The organism is Rhodococcus sp. 05-2254-2 (assembly GCF_002259095.1).
GTDB lineage: Bacteria > Actinomycetota > Actinomycetes > Mycobacteriales > Mycobacteriaceae > Rhodococcoides.
On record NZ_NOZJ01000008.1, the window covers coordinates 137,104 to 153,077 of the forward strand.

The window sequence follows — 15,974 nt, forward strand, 5'->3', positions numbered from 1 at the left end:
GCGTGCTTCTACTACACAGTCGGTAGTACCACCGTACGCCCCGATCCGAAGTGACGGTGCCGAGCGCGTCAGGCAGCGGCCTGAACGCGGGAAACACCAGGCCTGTCCTAAGGTGACACCCGTGCCGCAGAGCAACCACTATCACCACTTGATGTTCGGTCCTGCTGCGATTGCGCGGCAGAAGGTCGACGGCAGTTACACCGCCTACGGCTCACAGACCGAGCGACCCGACGACGGCCCGACGCCTCTCGACACTCGCGAGAAGGCCATGATTCGCGCGCTCGATCAATTCCAGATCGCCACCGTCGCCGAGACCGGGTGGCCCTACATCCAGTACCGAAGTGGCCCGAAAGGCTTTCTGCAGGTTCTCGACGATCACACGCTGGGTTTCGCCGATTTCGCCGGTAACCACCAGTACGTCACGGCTGCCAATCTCGATCACGACGATCGCGTCGCACTGCTTCTGGTGAATTACCCTCTGCGCCAACGCCTCAAGCTCTACGGACGGGCACGTACCGTCGAAGCGGCCGACGACCCCGAACTGCTGGACCGGCTGAAAAAGATCGGCGACATGACCGTCGCCGCCACGTGCGAACGCAGCGTCGTCATCGACGTCGAGGCATTCGACTGGAACTGCACCCGCAGCATCATCCCCCGCTACGACGCGGCCTACCTCGCGGAGCTCTCCGAGGTCTACCAGCGCAAAGCCGGCGAGCGGGAACAGGAACTGCTACAGCGCATTTCGGAGCTCGAAGATCAGCTCACGCAGTTTTCGACGCATAGAAGCGACCCAGGAACTCCGTCTTGAATTCCGCGAAGCGTCCCTGATCGATGGAGGCGCGAATGTCGTCGACGAGTTTGACCGTGAAGCGCTCGTTGTGGATGGTGCACAGCGTCGACGCGAGCATCTCCTTGGCCTTGAACAGGTGATGGATGTACGCGCGGGTGTAGTGCGCGCAGGTGTAGCAGTCGCAGTTCTCGTCGATCGGGGTGAAGTCGCGACGATGCTTGGCGGTGTTGATGTTGAAGCGTCCCGTCGGCACGTAGATCGCCGCATTGCGAGCCACGCGTGAGGGATTGACGCAGTCGAACGTGTCGGCACCGTTCTCGATGGCGGTGAAGAAGTCGTCCGGTTCGCTGATGCCGAGCATGTGCCGCGGCTTGTGTTCGGGCAGTTCCTCGTTCACCCACCGGGTGATGGTGCCGAGGTTCTGCTTCTCGAGTGCCCCGCCGATTCCGTAGCCGTCGAACCCGCGACCCGTCTCTCCGGTGATGGTCTCGAGATCGTGTGCGGCCTTGCGTCGCAGATCCTCGTACTGGGCACCCTGCACCACCCCGAACAGCGCTTGATACGGCTTGTCGGCGCGCTCGACCGTCAGCCGTTCGTGCTCGAGGACGCATCGCTCGGCCCACGCCTGCGTCCGATCGACCGACTTCTCCTGGTAGCCGCGGGTATTCATCAGCGTGGTCAGCTCGTCGAACGCGAACATGATGTCTGCTCCGAGGCGATGCTGAATCTGCATCGACACCTCGGGAGTGAACCGATGCTTGGAGCCGTCGAGGTGGGACTTGAACGTCACCCCGTCGTCGTCGACGTGTGCGAGACGTTCCTTGCCCTCGGCGATGACGTCGTCGGACTGCACGCGCGTGGCATCCATCGAGATGACCTTCTTGAACCCGACGCCGAGCGACATCACCTGAAATCCGCCGCTGTCGGTGAACGTCGGCCCGTCCCAGTTCATGAACTTGCCCAGCCCACCTGCCTCGTCGACGATGTCCGAGCCCGGCTGCAGATACAGGTGGTAGGCGTTGGCGAGCACCGCCTGAGCGCCGAGTTCCTTCATCGCCTCCGGCAGCACCGCTTTGACGGTTGCCTTGGTTCCCACCGCGATGAACGCAGGGGTGGCGATATCACCGTGCGGGGTGTGGATGGTGCCGGTGCGGCCCAACTCACCGTCGAGCCGGGTACCGATATCGAAGCCGAAACTGGAGGAACTCACCGCGTCAGTATGCCGCTTCGCGGCTTGTGAGCGGAAACTCGTAGCAGGCTACGAGTTTCCGTGCACGTGCGGCGGAGCCGCTCCAGCCGCATTCAGGCGGAAGTAGGCACCCTTGGCCACGAGCAGTTCCTCGTGATTGCCCTGTTCGACGATGCTGCCGTTTTCCATCACCACGATGGTGTCCGCGTCGCGGATGGTCGAAAGCCGGTGCGCGATAACGAAGCTGGTGCGATCGGTGCGCAGTTTCGCGGTGGCCTTCTGCACCAGCAGTTCGGTACGGGTGTCGACCGAACTGGTGGCCTCGTCGAGGATGAGGATCAGCGGCTTGGCCAGGAAGGCGCGGGCGATGGTGATGAGCTGCTTCTCACCGGCGCTGACGTTGTTGCCTTCCTCGTCGATGATCGTGTCGTAGCCGTCGGGCAACGAGTGGACGAAGCGGTCGACGTAGCTCACTCGCGCGGCCTCGAGGATTTCTTCCTCGCTGGCACTCGGGTCGCCGTAGGCGATGTTGTCGCGAATGGTTCCGCCGAACAGCCAGGTGTCCTGCAGCACCATTCCGGTGCGAGCGCGCAGCTCCTCGCGGGTCATCTTGCGGGTGTCGACGCCGTCGAGGGTGATTCGGCCGGAATCGATCTCGTAGAACCGCATGATGAGGTTCACCAGGGTGGTCTTGCCCGCGCCGGTCGGTCCGACGATCGCGACCAGATGTCCGGGATCGGCCACCAGCGAGAGGTTCTCGATGAGCGGGCGGTCGGGAGAGTAGCCGAACGAGACGTCCTCGAATTCGACGCGTCCTCGGCGCTCGGTGGGCCGCACCGCATCGGCCGGGTCGGCGTCTTCTTCCTCGGCGTCGAGGACCTCGAAGATGCGCTCGGCCGACGCGACACCCGACTGCACCAGGTTCACCATCGAACCCACCTGCGTGAGCGGTTGCGTGAACTGACGCGAGTACTGGATGAACGCCTGCACCTCACCGAGCGTGAGCGTGCCCGACGCGACCCGCAGCCCGCCGACCACGGCGATGACCACGTAGTTGATGTTCCCGAGGAACATGATGACGGGCATGATCATGCCGGAGATGAACTGCGCCCGAAAGCTCGACTGGAACAACTTCTCGTTGCGCTCGCCGAACTCGCGCTCCACCTCGGCCTGACGACCGAAGGCCTTGACGATCTCGTGGCCCGTGTACGTCTCTTCGATCTGCGCGTTCAATTTGCCGGTGTGCTTCCACTGCGCGACGAAGTGCGGTTGTGAACGCTTGGCGATCACGGCGGTGACCGCGAACGACGCCGGAATGGTCAGCACCGCAACGAGAGCCAGCAACGGCGAGATCCAGATCATGACGCCGAGGATGCCCAGCACGGTGAGAATGCCGGTGATCAACTGACTGAGCGTCTGCTGCAGGCTGGTGGAGACGTTGTCGATGTCGTTGGTGACGCGGCTCAGTGTCTCGCCGCGAGCATGGTTGTCGAAGTACTTGAGCGGCAGTCGATGCACCTTCGCTTCGACGCTGCCGCGCAGCAACAGGATTCGACGCTGCAGCGCGATGTTGAGGATGTATCCCTGCGCCCAGGCCAGCACCGCAGAGAGCACATACAGAACCAGGACCCACAGCAGCACGGTTCCCACTGCACCGAAGTCGATTCCGGCTCCTGGGGTCAGGTTCGTCCCGGACACCAGATCTGCGACGGAGTCGTTCCCCTCCGCCCGGAGCTGGTCGATGGCCTGATCTCGGGTCTGACCCGGATCGAGCTCGCGGCCGACGACGCCGTTGAAGATGAGGTCCGTCGCGTGTCCGAGGACGCTGGGTGCCGCGACGGTCAGCACGGTGCTGGCGATACCGAACAACAGCATCACCGACAGGAGCAGTCGCTCGGGAGCGAGCAGGCCCACCAGACGCTTGAACGAACCTTTGAAGTTGCGGGCCTTGGTTCCCGGCTTCACAGTCTTGGAGACGGGGGCGATCTCTTCCTCTTCCGTCTTCTCCACCTGCGCGGTCACAGTGCACCCACTGCGTGCTGCGAGTCGACGATCTCGGCGTAGGTGGGGCAATCGGCCATCAATTGGTCGTGGGTACCTACACCTACCGGCTTTCCGTCGTCGAGTACGAGTATCTGATCGGCGTCGATGATGGTCGAGACGCGCTGCGCGACAACGATCATGCATGCATCTCTCGTCACTGCCTTCAGAGCCGCGCGCAAATTGGCGTCGGTGGTGAGGTCGAGTGCGGAGAACGAGTCGTCGAACAGATAGATGCTGGGTTTGCGGACGAGCGCGCGGGCGATGGCCAGGCGTTGCCGCTGACCGCCGGAGACCGTCGTACCACCCTGCGCGACGGGAGTGTCCAATCCCTCCGGCATGGCCCGAACGAAGTCGGCACCCTGGGCGATCTCGAGAGCCTCCCACAGTTCCGCGTCGGTGGCGTCGGACTTGCCGTAGCGCAGGTTGCTCGCGATGGTGCCCGAGAACAGATACGGCTTCTGCGGGATCAGACCTATCTCGGAGCGCAGCAGATCCAGAGCGAGTTCGCGGATGTCGACGCCGCCGACGCGTACCTCACCGCCGGTGACGTCGATGAGTCGCGGAATCAGGTTGACGAGGGTGGACTTTCCCGAGCCGGTGCCGCCGATGATGGCGGTGACCTTGCCGGCCTCGGCCCGCAGGTTCACTCCGCACAGCACCGGATATTCGGCACCGGGGAAAGAGAATTCGGCGTTCACGAGCTCGACCGTTCCCGGCGAGGATGCGAAAGTCTTGGGCTTGTCCGGCAACACGACCGAGGATTCGGTGGCCAGTACCTCACTGATGCGATCGGCACACACCGACGCGCGGGGAACCATCATCGCGATGAAGGAGGCCATCATCACCGACATGAGAATGAGCATGATGTAGCTCAGAAGTGCTGTGAGAGAACCGATCTGCATCGTGCCGTCGTCGATCGCGTGGCCACCGAACCAGATGACGGCAACGCTGGTGACGTTGCTGATGAGCATGACCGTCGGGAACATCAGTGCCATGAGCCGACCGACGCGCAGGGCGGTATCGGTGAGCGCGGCGTTGGCCGACCCGAAACGGTCGATCTCGAAATCCTCGCGAACGAAGGCTCGCACCACGCGAATTCCGGTGATCTGCTCGCGCAGGACACGATTGACGGCGTCGATACGCTTCTGCATCGAGCGGAACGCGGGGACCATTTTGACGATGATCAGGCCCATGGAGATCGCGAGCCCCGGCACCGCGATCATCAGGATCCACGACAACCCGAGATCCTCGCGCAGCGACATCACGATGCCGCCGACGCACATGATCGGTGCCATCACCACGATGGTGAACCCCATGACGATCACCAGCTGCACCTGCTGAACGTCGTTGGTGTTGCGGGTGATCAGCGACGGCGCTCCGAACTGGCCGACCTCACGGGCGGAGAACGTGCCGACGCGATGCAGGATGGCACCGCGCAGGTCGCGTCCGACACCCATGGCCGCGCGCGCACCGATGAACACCGCGGCCACCGAGCTGATGATCTGCACTGCCGAGACCAGCAACATGACTCCGCCGGCCGAGAGGATGTAGCCGGTGTCGCCGGTGGTGACGCCCTTGTCGATGATGTCGGCGTTGAGACTGGGCAGGAACAGGGCCGCCAGCGTGGCGACCAGTTGCAGCAGAATCAACGCGACGATCGGCATCTTGTACGGAGCCAGATACGTGCGCAGCAGGGGGATCAGCATGATGACCGAAGATTACTCGTACACATGGATAACAGTCTCTCCGTTCGAGTATTACGGGTAATCTTCGGCCTCAGCCGCGACGCAAGTACTACGCGCTCTTCTCCGGGGCCGTCTTCAGCTTGGCACCTTCGATGTCGACGTTGGGCAGGATCTTGTCCAGCCACTTCGGCAGCCACCAGGCCTTGTCGCCCATCAGCGCCATCACCGACGGGATCAGCACCATGCGCACGACGAAGGCGTCGAAGAACACGGCTGCGGCGAGCGCGAATCCGATGGACTTGATGAACGAGTCCGGCTCGGCGATGAAGGCGGCGAACACCGAAATCATGATGACAGCAGCCGAGGTGACCACGCGTGCGCCGTACTTGAAGCCGTTGACGACGGCGTCCTTGGCGGCGGCTCCGTGGACGAACTCCTCACGCATCCGCGAGACGAGGAACACCTGGTAGTCCATCGCCAGGCCGAACACCACACCGATGAGGAAGATCGGCATGAAGCTGACGATCGGCTGCGGGTTGGAGATCAGGCCGAGCCCGCCCTCTTGGAAGATGAACACCGTGGCACCGAACGTCGCGAGCACGCTGAGCAGGAAGCCGAGTGTCGCGGTCAGCGGCACCAGGATCGAGCGGAACACCAGCATCAGCAGCACGAACGCCAGGCCGACCACCACTGCCAGGTACGGGATCAAGGCGTCCTGCAGTCGTTCGGAGACGTCGAGTTCGAGCGCCGTCTGGCCGGTGACGCCGTACGAGACGCCGTCGCTGGCCTGCACGCCCGGTTCGGCGTTGCGGATATTGGCCACCAGGTCCTTGGTCTGCTCGCTGTTGGGCGAGGAGGACGGGGTGACGAGGATCTGAGCGGTGTCACCGGCCGGGTTGACGGCGATGATCTGCGCGTTGGTGACGTCGGACTGACCGGTGATGGTCTCGACGACCTTGCCGAACGAGGCAGTCCGGTCGGCCTCGGCAACGCCGGATGCGTCGGCGATGACCAGCAACGGTCCGTTGCGTCCCGGCCCGAAGCCCTCGTCGACGATGTCGTAGGCCTGACGTGCGGGCGTCGACGGGTCGGCGGTGGCGGTGGACGGCAGTGCCAACGACAGTCCTGTGGTCGGGCCTGCGATGACGCCGAGGAGAACGATGCCGCCGATGAGACCCAGCGCGGGCCTCTTGACCAGGAACCGCGCCCAACGCAGTCCGTTGGTGGCCTTGGCGTTCGGGTCCTCGGGATCGGTGGTGTTGACGAACTTGACCTTGCCCGCGAAGGCCTTGCCCTTGTAGAGACCGAGCATTGCCGGCAGGAACGTCAGTGCGATCAGGACCGCGATGAACACCGCGAAACCGGCAGCCGCACCCATCTGGGACAGGAACGGAATGCCGACGACGCGCAGCGCGACGAGGGCGATGAGCACGGTCGCGCCGGCGAACACGACGGCCGAGCCCGCGGTTCCCACGGACCGTCCGACGGCTTCCTCGCGGTCGTCGGTGAGCGTCAACTCGTGTCGATAGCGGGCGAGGATGAACAGCGAATAGTCGATGGCGACGGCCAAGCCGATCATGATGGCGAGAACCGGTGTGAACGACGACAGGTCGGCGAAACCGGATGCCGTGGTGATCGCCAGACTCGAGATGCCGATACCGACGATGGCCGTGATGAGCGGCAGGCTGGCGGCCGCGGCGGAGCCGAACATGATGAGCAGCACCACGGCGGCGACGGCGAGACCGACGAGTTCGGAGGTTCCACCGGGCGAGACGTTCTCCTGCGCGACGGTACCGCCGAGCAGAACCGTCAGGCCGGCGTCACGGGCGGGCTGCGCGGCCTCGTCGAGCTGGGTGCGGATCTCATCGGTGACGTCGGCGAGTTCGACGTTGATCGGCACGGTGACCGTGCCGACGTTGCCGTTGGGGCTCAGCGGAGACGTGGCAGCGGCGTCGGCGGCCACCTGATCGGCCGGGGTGCCTGCTTCCGTTGCCGCTTCGGTGTACCGCTCGATGATCGACTGGTTGGCCGCGACCGGGTTGGCCAGTGCCGGAGCGCCTTCCGCAGGCTTGGCCGCGTCGATCTTCTCGATTTCGGCGATGCTGGCATCGATGGCCGAGGTGTACTGCGGGGTGTCCAGCGTCTGCCCGTCGGGTGCCTGGAACACGTACTCGGCACTGACCGCGGTGAGCGGATCCTCGGCGTTGCCGAAGCGCTCCTCCTGCAGGTCCAGTGCGGCCTGGGCGGGCGTACCCGGGATGGAGAACGAGTTGACCGTCGGGCCGGACAGCGTCGCTGCGCCTACCCCGGCGAGAACCAGAATCGCCAGCCACAGTCCGAGGACCATGCCCTTGCGTCGGTACGCGAATCTTCCGATTCGGTAGAGATAGGTGGCCACTGTCAAGCTCCTCGGTTGTGTTCGGACGAGTGGGGGTGGGGTTCTGGAGTGGAGCCTGCGGAACGACCCTTGGGCTCGGGTAGGCCCGCGCGGAGTTGGTCGAAGGCGTCCTCGATGAGCGCCCTCGGCGTCGATGCGCCTGCGGAGTCGGTGACCCAGATGTTCAGTGCTGCAGTGACGGCACCACCGACGGCCATCTGGAGCAGGTTGGGGTAGAGATCGGTGTCGATATCGGTGCCGGTTCGCTCGGCGATGGCTTCGCCGAGTTTGCGGGTCAGCGATTGGTGCATCTCGAGCTTGCGGGCCATCAGGGCGGGGTTGGCTTCGATCAGCCGCGCTGCCGCAAAAGTGTCGTCCAGATCCCGGCCGGGGTCCGCGACGAGGTCGATTGCGATGTGCCGCAACGAGTCCCAGATCGGTTCGGTCGCCGGCCTGGCGCGCAGGAGCTCGAACCATTCGAGGGCAGACACCTCGATGTGATGGAGAACTGCTTCTTCTTTGTTGGAGAAGTAGTTGTGGAACGTACGGGTGGAGACTCCCGCTTCGTGCGCGATGGCGTCGGCGGTGACCGCGTCGATGCCGTGCTCCTTGCCCAGACGCACGGCGGCCATGCCGAGTGCGTCGCGGGTTGCGGCCTTCTTCAGATCTCGAAGGCCCGTCGGAGAAGTCACGACTACCAACCTACGGAACTTGCACTGTTCTGCAAGTTTGCAGTGATGTGCAATTTTGTCGATCGCGCCACACCGAAGATCGGATGTGACTCACATCATCGACGAGCCCATGCGGTCGGCTCGCTGATGAGTTCCCCCACGAAGTCCGGCAAGTCGTTCTCGACGATGTCCGCCAGCGAGACCGCCTCGAGCACCGCCCGCAGATTGGCGCGTACGGCGAGCCACACGCGGGTGAGCGGCTCGGCCGGACCGGAGTACTCCGCATCCTCGGGCCGCAGACCGCGCACCGACGCCAGCGGTCCCTCCACGGCCCTCATCACGTCGGCAACAGAAATGTCCGACGCCTCCCGCGCCAGCCAGTAGCCGCCGTCGGGTCCCCGTCTACTGCACACCAGATCTGCTCGACGCAGATCGGAGAGCACCGATTCGAGAAACTTGTGCGGAATTCCCTGCGCCAGGGCCAGCGCCTCGGCCTTCGCGGGCCGCTGCCCGCCGACCGCCGCGAGTTCGACGAGCGTCCGAACTGCGTAGTCCGCCTTGGCCGTGATGTGCACGCTCAATTCCTACCATTGCAATAGGGAATTAGCGAGCAGTTGCCGGAATGCCCCGACGCGTCAGGAACCGTCCGGTATCGCCACGACCACCTCGTTGCGACGCAGCGGCGGCAAGGTCCACGGAGGATCGTAGAACCAGGTCATCGGCTCACCGAGCATCTCGATGCCGTGTGCACGCAGCGCTTCGGTCAACGCGGCCATCTGCGGTTCGACGTCGTCCCGGCTGCGGCCACCGCTGAAACGCAGCACGGCCACCGTCTCCGCTGGGACCTCCACCAATGTCACCCGGTCGTCGTCGGGCGTGGGCAGCGTGTCCATCGTCCACTCGGCCGGCATGAAGAACCGGACGACCCAGCCGTCGTTGCCGGGCGTGCTCGACACGGGGGCAGTCATCGCGATCTTCTTCGAGCCTGCGGGCGACTGACTGACGGGAGCGGTCATGGCAACCTTCTGCTTGCCCCCGTTTCCACCGAATATGTACCGGGCCAGGCGACGGAAACCTTCTTGGCGTGCCTCGTCCCCATCGGCGTCGACCGTGGTCTGCGCCGCGATGCGTGGTGAGTAACGACGGATCTCCACCGCATCGGTCAGTCGACGGCTCGTGTGCGGCGGTTCCTCGGTACCGACCCGAATGCCGACGACACTCAACACGGACTCGCCCACCTGCCCGACCGTGGACGCGATCTTCTGCAACATGTCCGACTCCGCTCCCTCGACCGATGCGTGCGCCCTCCACGGTACGAGCCGTAGGAAAGTAGGGCAGACAGCGTTACACTCAACCTCTCACTGTCACGCGGGAGGTTCGATGAGCGACTGGATCGGTTCGGCGTGGAATGCACTGCCCGAACCGCTGCGCGACCCCGTCGCGCTGGCCATTCCCGCGTTCGCGCTGCTGCTGGCCATCGAGTGGATTGCCGCCGCGAAGCTCGAAGACGGGTCTCGCGGCAGCTACTCCGCCAGGGATGCGCGCGCCAGCCTGAGCATGGGCCTGGTGTCGATCGCGACCACCACGGCATGGAAGGCGCTCGCCCTCGTCGGCTACACCGCCATCTACGTCTACGTTGCGCCGTGGCATCTCCCGGCCGACGCCTGGTACACGTGGGTGATCCTGATCCTGGGCGTCGACCTGCTGTTCTACGGCTATCACCGCATCGCGCATCGGACCCGACTGATCTGGGCGACGCATCAGGCTCATCATTCGAGCGAGTACTTCAACTTCGCGGCGGCGCTGCGACAGAAATGGAACAACAGCGGCGAGGTCATCATGTGGCTACCGCTCCCACTGCTGGGAATGCCGCCGTGGATGGTGTTCGTCGGCTTCTCGATCAACCTCGTCTATCAATTCTGGGTCCACACCGAGCGCATCGACCGGTTGCCGCGGCCGTTCGAGTTCGTCTTCAACACGCCCTCGCACCATCGCGTCCATCACGGCCGCGATCCTCAGTATCTCGACAAGAACTACGGCGGCATCCTCATCGTCTGGGACCGACTGTTCGGCACCTACGCCGAGGAAGTCGAGCGCCCAAACTACGGCCTCACCAAGCCAGTGGACACGTTCAACATCTGGACCCTCCAGACACACGAATACCGCAACATCGCACGGGATGTCGCGGCATCGCGGTCATGGAAGGAACGCGTCGGATATCTCGTCGGGCCGCCGGGATGGACGCCTGCGGCCGCGAGAGAACGCGCTACTGCTGACTCAGATTGATCAGGAAGTCGACGGTTCCCGAGCCCTCCACGGTGACGAAGCCGAGCGACGGCGGTTCGATGCCGTAATCGGCCCACGTGGTCGGAATTGCGCCCGACGCGATGAGCGTGTCACCGGACTGCAGCACCTCCATCTGCACCGAGACCGGACGCGTCTGGTCCTTGAGCGTCAATGTGCCCTCGGCGGTGACGGTTTGGGTGGTGCCGTCCTTGGGCAGGGAGGACAGGTCGATCGGCGAGTCGATGTCGAACGTCGCCGTCGGGTAGGCGGCGGTGTCGAAGATGTTGCCGCGGAACTGACTGTCCCGACGATCGCTGTCGGTGGTGATCGAGTTGGTCATCACGACCACCTGTCCCTCGGTCAGGGTGTCGTCGGCGATGACGACGTTGCCCGAGACCTCGGTCGTCGACCCGACCACAGTGACATCGGACCCGTTGAGCAGTTCGTCGACGGTATAGCCCGCGGCGGTGGCGTTGGCAGCGTCACCTGGGGTGACGATCCAACGTCCATCGATGCTCTCGGTACTGGCGGCCTGCGCGCCCGAGGTGGACACCGATGCTGCCGGTGCGTCGTCTTCCTGGAGCGACGCATAGATCTTGGGGCCGAAGTACAGCCCGAGCGCCGCCACGACGACAACAACCACTCCGACGATCCACCATTTCTTGGTCATGACTGCCGATGGTAGTTGCAGCTTCAAGCCTATGGGGAGTGAGCGACCTGGTAACTCCCTGAGAGTTTTGTCCGTTTACCCCGTGAACGCGTGTCGGTACCGCCAGGCACAATGGAACGCATGGATCCGGTGGACGCACTCCGAGAGATCGGGTACTGGCTCGAGCGCTCACGTTCGGACACCCACCGCGTCAAGGCCTACCGTCGGGCCGCCGATGTCGTCGAATCCCTCACGCCCGCAAAGCGATCCGAGCACGAGAAGGCCGACAGCTGGTCCTCGCTGGCCGGTATCGGAGCCAAGACCTCGCTGATCATTCGCCAGGCTCTCACCCAGGACGTCCCGGACTATCTCCGTGAGCAGCGTGATGCCGCAGAACCGATCGGCGACAACGAACTTCGCAGCGCGTTGAAGGGCGATCTGCACACCCACTCCAACTGGTCCGACGGCGGCAGCCCCATCGAGGAAATGATGCGCACCGCCGCGCGGCTCGGCCACGAATACTGCGCTCTCACCGATCATTCCCCGCGCCTCAAGGTCGCCAACGGCCTCACCGCCGAGCGCCTGCGCGCACAGCTCGACGTCGTCGCCGAGCTGAACGAGCGGCTCGCACCGTTCCGCATCCTCACCGGAATCGAAGTGGACATTCTCGACGACGGATCACTCGACCAGGACGAAGGTCTGCTCGCCGAGCTGGACGTGGTCGTGGCGAGCGTGCATTCCAACCTGCGTGCCGACTCCAAGACCATGACCAAACGCATGGTCACCGCCATCGCCAACCCGCACGTCGACGTGCTCGGTCACTGCACCGGACGGCTCGTCGAGGGTGGCCGCGGCACCAGGCCCGAATCGACGTTCGACGCTCCCGTGGTGTTCGAGGGCTGCCGACAGTTCGGCACCGCGGTGGAGATCAACGCCAGACCCGAGCGCCAGGATCCTCCGGAGCGACTGATCGACATCGCCCTCGAGCGCGACTGCCTGTTCTCCATCGACACCGACGCGCACGCACCCGGACAGCTGGACTGGCAGGGCTACGGCTGCATCCGTGCCGAAGCGCGCGGCGTCCCCGCCGAGCGCGTGATCAACACCTGGCCGCTCACCGAACTGCTCGAGTGGACGGCGCAGCGCGCGTGAATCGTCGCCATTTCCTCTCGGGTCTGCTGGCTGTCGCGTTGGTCGGCTGCAGTTCGGCCGACACCGACTCCTCATCGAGCACCGCCGAAACGTATTCGGCTGCGCTACAACCGGTATCAGGCCCGGCCGGGGATCCCATCCGGCTGAAGTACGGATACGACTCGGACAACATCGGCGACCTGTACCTCCCGGACAACAACGCCAGCTCGCTCCCGGTGGTGGTGATGATTCACGGCGGCGGGTGGCAGGAAGACCTCGACCTGTCGTACTTCCAACAGATGTCGACGGCCATCGCCGACGAGGGCATCGCCGTGTGGAACGTCGAATACCGACGTGGCCCGAACAACTGGGCCAACACCCTCTCCGACGTCGACGACGCCACCGAGGCACTGGCAACCGTCGTACAGGACGCAGCCGACGGGCGACTCGACCTCGATCGCGTCCACGTCGCCGGACATTCGGCCGGTGGCCAACTCGCCGCTTGGGTGGCCGCTCGACACCTCATGCCCGTCGACGCGCCTGGGGCCGAACCGAAGATCAGACCCCGCAGCGCCACCATCATGGCCGGCGTCTTCGACATGAAGAGAGCGGCCGACATCGGCGGCGACAAATTTGTGCCTGCCTTCCTCGGCGGCATGCCGGACGAAGTGCCCGGGCGCTACGAGATCGCCTCGCCCATCGAATACCTCCCGCTCGACGTGCCGCTGACCGCACTGCACGGTGACGCCGACCAAACCGTCTCGGTGAATCAGAGCCGGGTCTACGTCGACGCTGCCGTGAAGGCGGGCAGCACCGACCCCGAGCTCGTCGTTCTGCCCGGAGCCGGACACGGAGCGTTCCTCGACCCGAAAGACCTCGCCTGGTCGACGGCGCTGAGCACCATCACCGGACGTGCGCAGACCCTGCTTTGACGTCGGCGGTTCTGCCGTAGGTGGTACACAGTTGCGATGAACGGAAAAATCGCGACCGGATTGCTCGGGCTGATCGTGGCCGTCTCGGTGGCCGGATGTGGCAACGAGGCGTCGACCGAGGAAGCGTCGAGCACTTCCGCTGCTGCTACGACCACGTCTGCTGTCGCCTCCACCACGGTCCCGACCAGCACCACGGTCGAATCACCTGCGCCCGCGCCCGCTCCTGCGCCTGTTTCCGAGGTACCGCCTGCTGCCGAGCCCGCAGCTCCGACCGACGCGACCTCCGGCGTCACCGGTGAAGCGCTCTACCAGCAGACCTGCACCCAGTTTCTGCCGTCCATCGATGCGCTGGAGCAGACCGGAATCTCCGACCGCGCCGCCTCCGTCGAGGGTCTGCGCACCGAAATGACCACCGCGCCCAGCTGGAACGACGTCCCGCCCGGCGATCAGAACGAAATTCTGCGGGGACTCGACGCCGCAGGGGCGGGACAGTGCTGAGCGTCTGAGTCGCGTGGGGTTCGGATCTGCCCCAATCCCCGTCCTGCCTCGGTGATCCCGCCTCGGTGATCCCGCGCCCCGCCCCGGTGATCCCGCAAACGCGCGTGCGTTCGCCAAGTGCGCGCGAAATAGACCCGGATCGATAGCGAATCCGAACGCGTCTGACGAATGCGCGCGCATCTGCGACGAACCCAGCCCCCAGCGCACAAAAAACTCCCCACCCGACGGATCGGGTGGGGAGTTCTTGGCGGTGGCGGAGGGATTTGAACCCTCGGACGGGGATTACCCGTCACACGCTTTCGAGGCGTGCTCCTTAGGCCGCTCGGACACGCCACCGCAGAAGACTGTACCGGAATGACGGCCTGAGGCTAAATCGCCTGCTCAGCGCGCAGATCTAGTTGCCGGTGAGCTTGTCCTTGATGTTCGAGGCTGCGTCCTTGACTTTCTCGGCACCGTCTTTGAATGCGGCCGAGGTCTGGTCGCCCTTGCCCTCTGCTTCGAGGTCCTTGTCTCCGGTGGCCGAACCAGCGGCTTCCTTGGCCTTGCCGCCGAGGTCTTCGGTCTTGTTCGAGATCTTGTCGCCGAGTCCCATGAATGTCTCCTTCACAAGTTCGGAGCGCAGCGTTGCGCTCTGCCCTCTACCCTCCACAAAATCGGACATGCAGGCCACCATGTGACGAGATCGTTATCTCTGACGGGCGAAGAATTGGGTCAACACGTCGGCGCATTCGGCTTCCAATACACCGCCGCGGACCTGTGGCCGATGGGTGAGTCGGCGATCGCGCACGACGTCCCAGAGCGAACCGACAGCACCGGTCTTCGGCTCCCATGCTCCGAACACCACCGCTCCGACGCGGGCGAGGACCAGCGCCCCGGCGCACATCGTGCAGGGTTCCAACGTGACGGCCAGGGTGCAGCCTTCGAGTCGCCAACCGTCACCGTGAACAGCCGCTGCTCGACGCAACGCGATCACTTCTGCATGTCCGGTGGGGTCGCCCGACGCCTCCCGCGCATTGCAGGCCCGGGCTATCTCACGTCCGGTGGCGTCGAACACGACGGCTCCGACGGGGACGTCGGCATCCGATGCCTCGGCCGCAGCAGACAGCGCTGCTCGGATCATGTCCGCGTCGGACATCGGCATCGGTTACCGCCGAAGCTTGTCCACCGCTGCGGCGAACTCGCTTTCGAAACCCAGTCGTTCGGCGATGGACTGCAGTTGCTCGTCCGGATAGTCGTCGGTCTCGGCGACGATGATGCCGAGCACGGCTTCGGGCAGTCCGAGGTCCGCCAGCAGGGCGAGGTCGCCTTCCTCGTAGGGCTCGATGTCGTCGAGTTCATCGGGGTCGACGTCGGGGATTTCGATGTTCAACGCATCGAGAACATCCGCGGCGATTTCGTAGTCCACTGCGGCGACCGCGTCGGACAGCAGGAGTCGGGTGCCGTTCGGTGCGGGACGCAGGATGACGAAGAATTCCTCGTCGACGTCGAGCAGCCCGAACACAGCTCCCGAGCTGCGAAGTTCACGCAGTTCGGTCTCTGCCGCCGACAGGCTGGTCAATGCGTCGTCGGACAGCGGCGTGACAGTCCACTTGCCTTCCTCTCGGACAACTGCAACGCCGAATCCCTCGAGGTCGTCGTACTCCGGTGCGGATGCGCGGTTGTTGTTCGCGCGCTGTGCGGCCATGCGCGCAACGGTAGTCCGGTAGGGGCCTGTATTCGAAGT

General features: G+C 64.5%; 16 protein-coding genes and 1 tRNA gene. 5 read left to right on the top strand and 12 right to left on the bottom strand.

Features of this window, described 5'->3' with window-relative positions; all coding sequences use genetic code 11:
- The first annotated feature begins 121 nt into the window (after window positions 1–121).
- Complete coding sequence (locus CH283_RS10740; protein ID WP_255183178.1) at window positions 122–808, top strand: pyridoxamine 5'-phosphate oxidase family protein; 687 nt, start codon at window positions 122–124, stop codon at window positions 806–808.
- Here CH283_RS10740 and tgt read toward each other — a convergent pair.
- The 7 genes from tgt to CH283_RS10775 all read right to left on the bottom strand — a co-directional run bounded on the left by tgt (window position 762) and on the right by CH283_RS10775 (window position 10,026).
- Window positions 762–2,000, bottom strand: coding sequence for a tRNA guanosine(34) transglycosylase Tgt (tgt, locus tag CH283_RS10745; protein ID WP_094638776.1), 1,239 nt, complete (start codon window positions 1,998–2,000; stop codon window positions 762–764). The genes CH283_RS10740 and tgt overlap by 47 nt on opposite strands.
- A gap of 48 nt (window positions 2,001–2,048) precedes the next feature.
- Window positions 2,049–3,989, bottom strand: a complete 1,941-nt coding sequence (locus tag CH283_RS10750; RefSeq protein WP_303396121.1) for an ABC transporter ATP-binding protein — start codon at window positions 3,987–3,989, stop codon at window positions 2,049–2,051.
- A gap of 8 nt (window positions 3,990–3,997) precedes the next feature.
- On the bottom strand, window positions 3,998–5,728 hold the full coding sequence (locus tag CH283_RS10755) for an ABC transporter ATP-binding protein (protein ID WP_094638778.1): 1,731 nt from the start codon (window positions 5,726–5,728) through the stop codon (window positions 3,998–4,000).
- Window positions 5,729–5,816: 88 nt separating this feature from the next.
- Window positions 5,817–8,105 (bottom strand): MMPL family transporter, encoded by a 2,289-nt coding sequence (locus CH283_RS10760; RefSeq protein WP_068054685.1) that lies wholly within the window; start codon window positions 8,103–8,105, stop codon window positions 5,817–5,819.
- Window positions 8,106–8,107: 2 nt separating this feature from the next.
- A complete protein-coding gene (locus CH283_RS10765) occupies window positions 8,108–8,785 on the bottom strand; it encodes a TetR/AcrR family transcriptional regulator (RefSeq protein ID WP_068054682.1) in 678 nt (225 codons plus the stop codon).
- Between the two features lie 86 nt (window positions 8,786–8,871).
- A complete protein-coding gene (locus CH283_RS10770; RefSeq protein WP_068054679.1) occupies window positions 8,872–9,330 on the bottom strand; it encodes an RrF2 family transcriptional regulator in 459 nt (152 codons plus the stop codon).
- 60 nt (window positions 9,331–9,390) lie between these two features.
- Window positions 9,391–10,026, bottom strand: a complete 636-nt coding sequence (locus tag CH283_RS10775; RefSeq protein WP_094638779.1) for an SOUL family heme-binding protein — start codon at window positions 10,024–10,026, stop codon at window positions 9,391–9,393.
- Between the two features lie 109 nt (window positions 10,027–10,135).
- Here CH283_RS10775 and CH283_RS10780 point away from each other — a divergent pair, with 109 nt between their 5' ends.
- The gene (locus tag CH283_RS10780) at window positions 10,136–11,041 is read left to right on the top strand and encodes a sterol desaturase family protein (RefSeq protein WP_068054672.1); all 906 of its coding nucleotides are present in this window, start codon (window positions 10,136–10,138) and stop codon (window positions 11,039–11,041) included.
- Here the strand turns inward: CH283_RS10780 and CH283_RS10785 are convergent.
- On the bottom strand, window positions 11,022–11,711 hold the full coding sequence (locus CH283_RS10785; RefSeq protein WP_068054670.1) for a YceI family protein: 690 nt from the start codon (window positions 11,709–11,711) through the stop codon (window positions 11,022–11,024). The genes CH283_RS10780 and CH283_RS10785 overlap by 20 nt on opposite strands.
- A gap of 120 nt (window positions 11,712–11,831) precedes the next feature.
- Here CH283_RS10785 and CH283_RS10790 point away from each other — a divergent pair, with 120 nt between their 5' ends.
- From CH283_RS10790 to CH283_RS10800, 3 genes are read left to right on the top strand one after another with little or no spacing between them, the layout of a single operon-like run.
- Window positions 11,832–12,842, top strand: coding sequence for a PHP domain-containing protein (locus CH283_RS10790; protein WP_094638962.1), 1,011 nt, complete (start codon window positions 11,832–11,834; stop codon window positions 12,840–12,842).
- A complete protein-coding gene (locus tag CH283_RS10795) occupies window positions 12,839–13,753 on the top strand; it encodes an alpha/beta hydrolase family protein (protein ID WP_094638963.1) in 915 nt (304 codons plus the stop codon). The genes CH283_RS10790 and CH283_RS10795 overlap by 4 nt, the downstream gene beginning before the upstream one ends.
- 36 nt (window positions 13,754–13,789) lie before the next feature.
- Window positions 13,790–14,251, top strand: a complete 462-nt coding sequence (locus CH283_RS10800) for a hypothetical protein (RefSeq protein WP_094638780.1) — start codon at window positions 13,790–13,792, stop codon at window positions 14,249–14,251.
- A gap of 245 nt (window positions 14,252–14,496) precedes the next feature.
- Here the strand turns inward: CH283_RS10800 and CH283_RS10805 are convergent.
- The 4 genes from CH283_RS10805 to CH283_RS10820 form a co-directional block, all read right to left on the bottom strand.
- Window positions 14,497–14,587: transfer RNA gene (locus CH283_RS10805), tRNA-Ser, on the bottom strand.
- A gap of 58 nt (window positions 14,588–14,645) precedes the next feature.
- Window positions 14,646–14,843 (bottom strand): CsbD family protein, encoded by a 198-nt coding sequence (locus CH283_RS10810; RefSeq protein ID WP_032380656.1) that lies wholly within the window; start codon window positions 14,841–14,843, stop codon window positions 14,646–14,648.
- Window positions 14,844–14,936: 93 nt separating this feature from the next.
- On the bottom strand, window positions 14,937–15,386 hold the full coding sequence (locus tag CH283_RS10815) for a nucleoside deaminase (protein ID WP_373557632.1): 450 nt from the start codon (window positions 15,384–15,386) through the stop codon (window positions 14,937–14,939).
- Between the two features lie 9 nt (window positions 15,387–15,395).
- Entirely contained in the window at window positions 15,396–15,935 is a 540-nt protein-coding gene (locus tag CH283_RS10820; protein WP_068054716.1) for a tRNA adenosine deaminase-associated protein, read from the bottom strand.
- Window positions 15,936–15,974 lie beyond the last annotated feature (39 nt).

Bases quoted from the DNA above. Each gene is read 5' to 3' on its own strand.
- CH283_RS10820 (WP_068054716.1), bottom strand. From the start codon at position 15,935: ATGGCCGCACAGCGCGCGAACAACAACCGCGCATCCGCACCGGAGTAC.
- CH283_RS10790 (WP_094638962.1), top strand. From the start codon at position 11,832: ATGGATCCGGTGGACGCACTCCGAGAGATCGGGTACTGGCTCGAGCGC.
- CH283_RS10775 (WP_094638779.1), bottom strand. From the start codon at position 10,026: ATGTTGCAGAAGATCGCGTCCACGGTCGGGCAGGTGGGCGAGTCCGTG.
- CH283_RS10800 (WP_094638780.1), top strand. From the start codon at position 13,790: ATGAACGGAAAAATCGCGACCGGATTGCTCGGGCTGATCGTGGCCGTC.
- CH283_RS10780 (WP_068054672.1), top strand. From the start codon at position 10,136: ATGAGCGACTGGATCGGTTCGGCGTGGAATGCACTGCCCGAACCGCTG.
- CH283_RS10785 (WP_068054670.1), bottom strand. From the start codon at position 11,711: ATGACCAAGAAATGGTGGATCGTCGGAGTGGTTGTTGTCGTCGTGGCG.
- CH283_RS10810 (WP_032380656.1), bottom strand. From the start codon at position 14,843: ATGGGACTCGGCGACAAGATCTCGAACAAGACCGAAGACCTCGGCGGC.
- CH283_RS10755 (WP_094638778.1), bottom strand. From the start codon at position 5,728: ATGCTGATCCCCCTGCTGCGCACGTATCTGGCTCCGTACAAGATGCCG.
- CH283_RS10815 (WP_373557632.1), bottom strand. From the start codon at position 15,386: ATGTCCGACGCGGACATGATCCGAGCAGCGCTGTCTGCTGCGGCCGAG.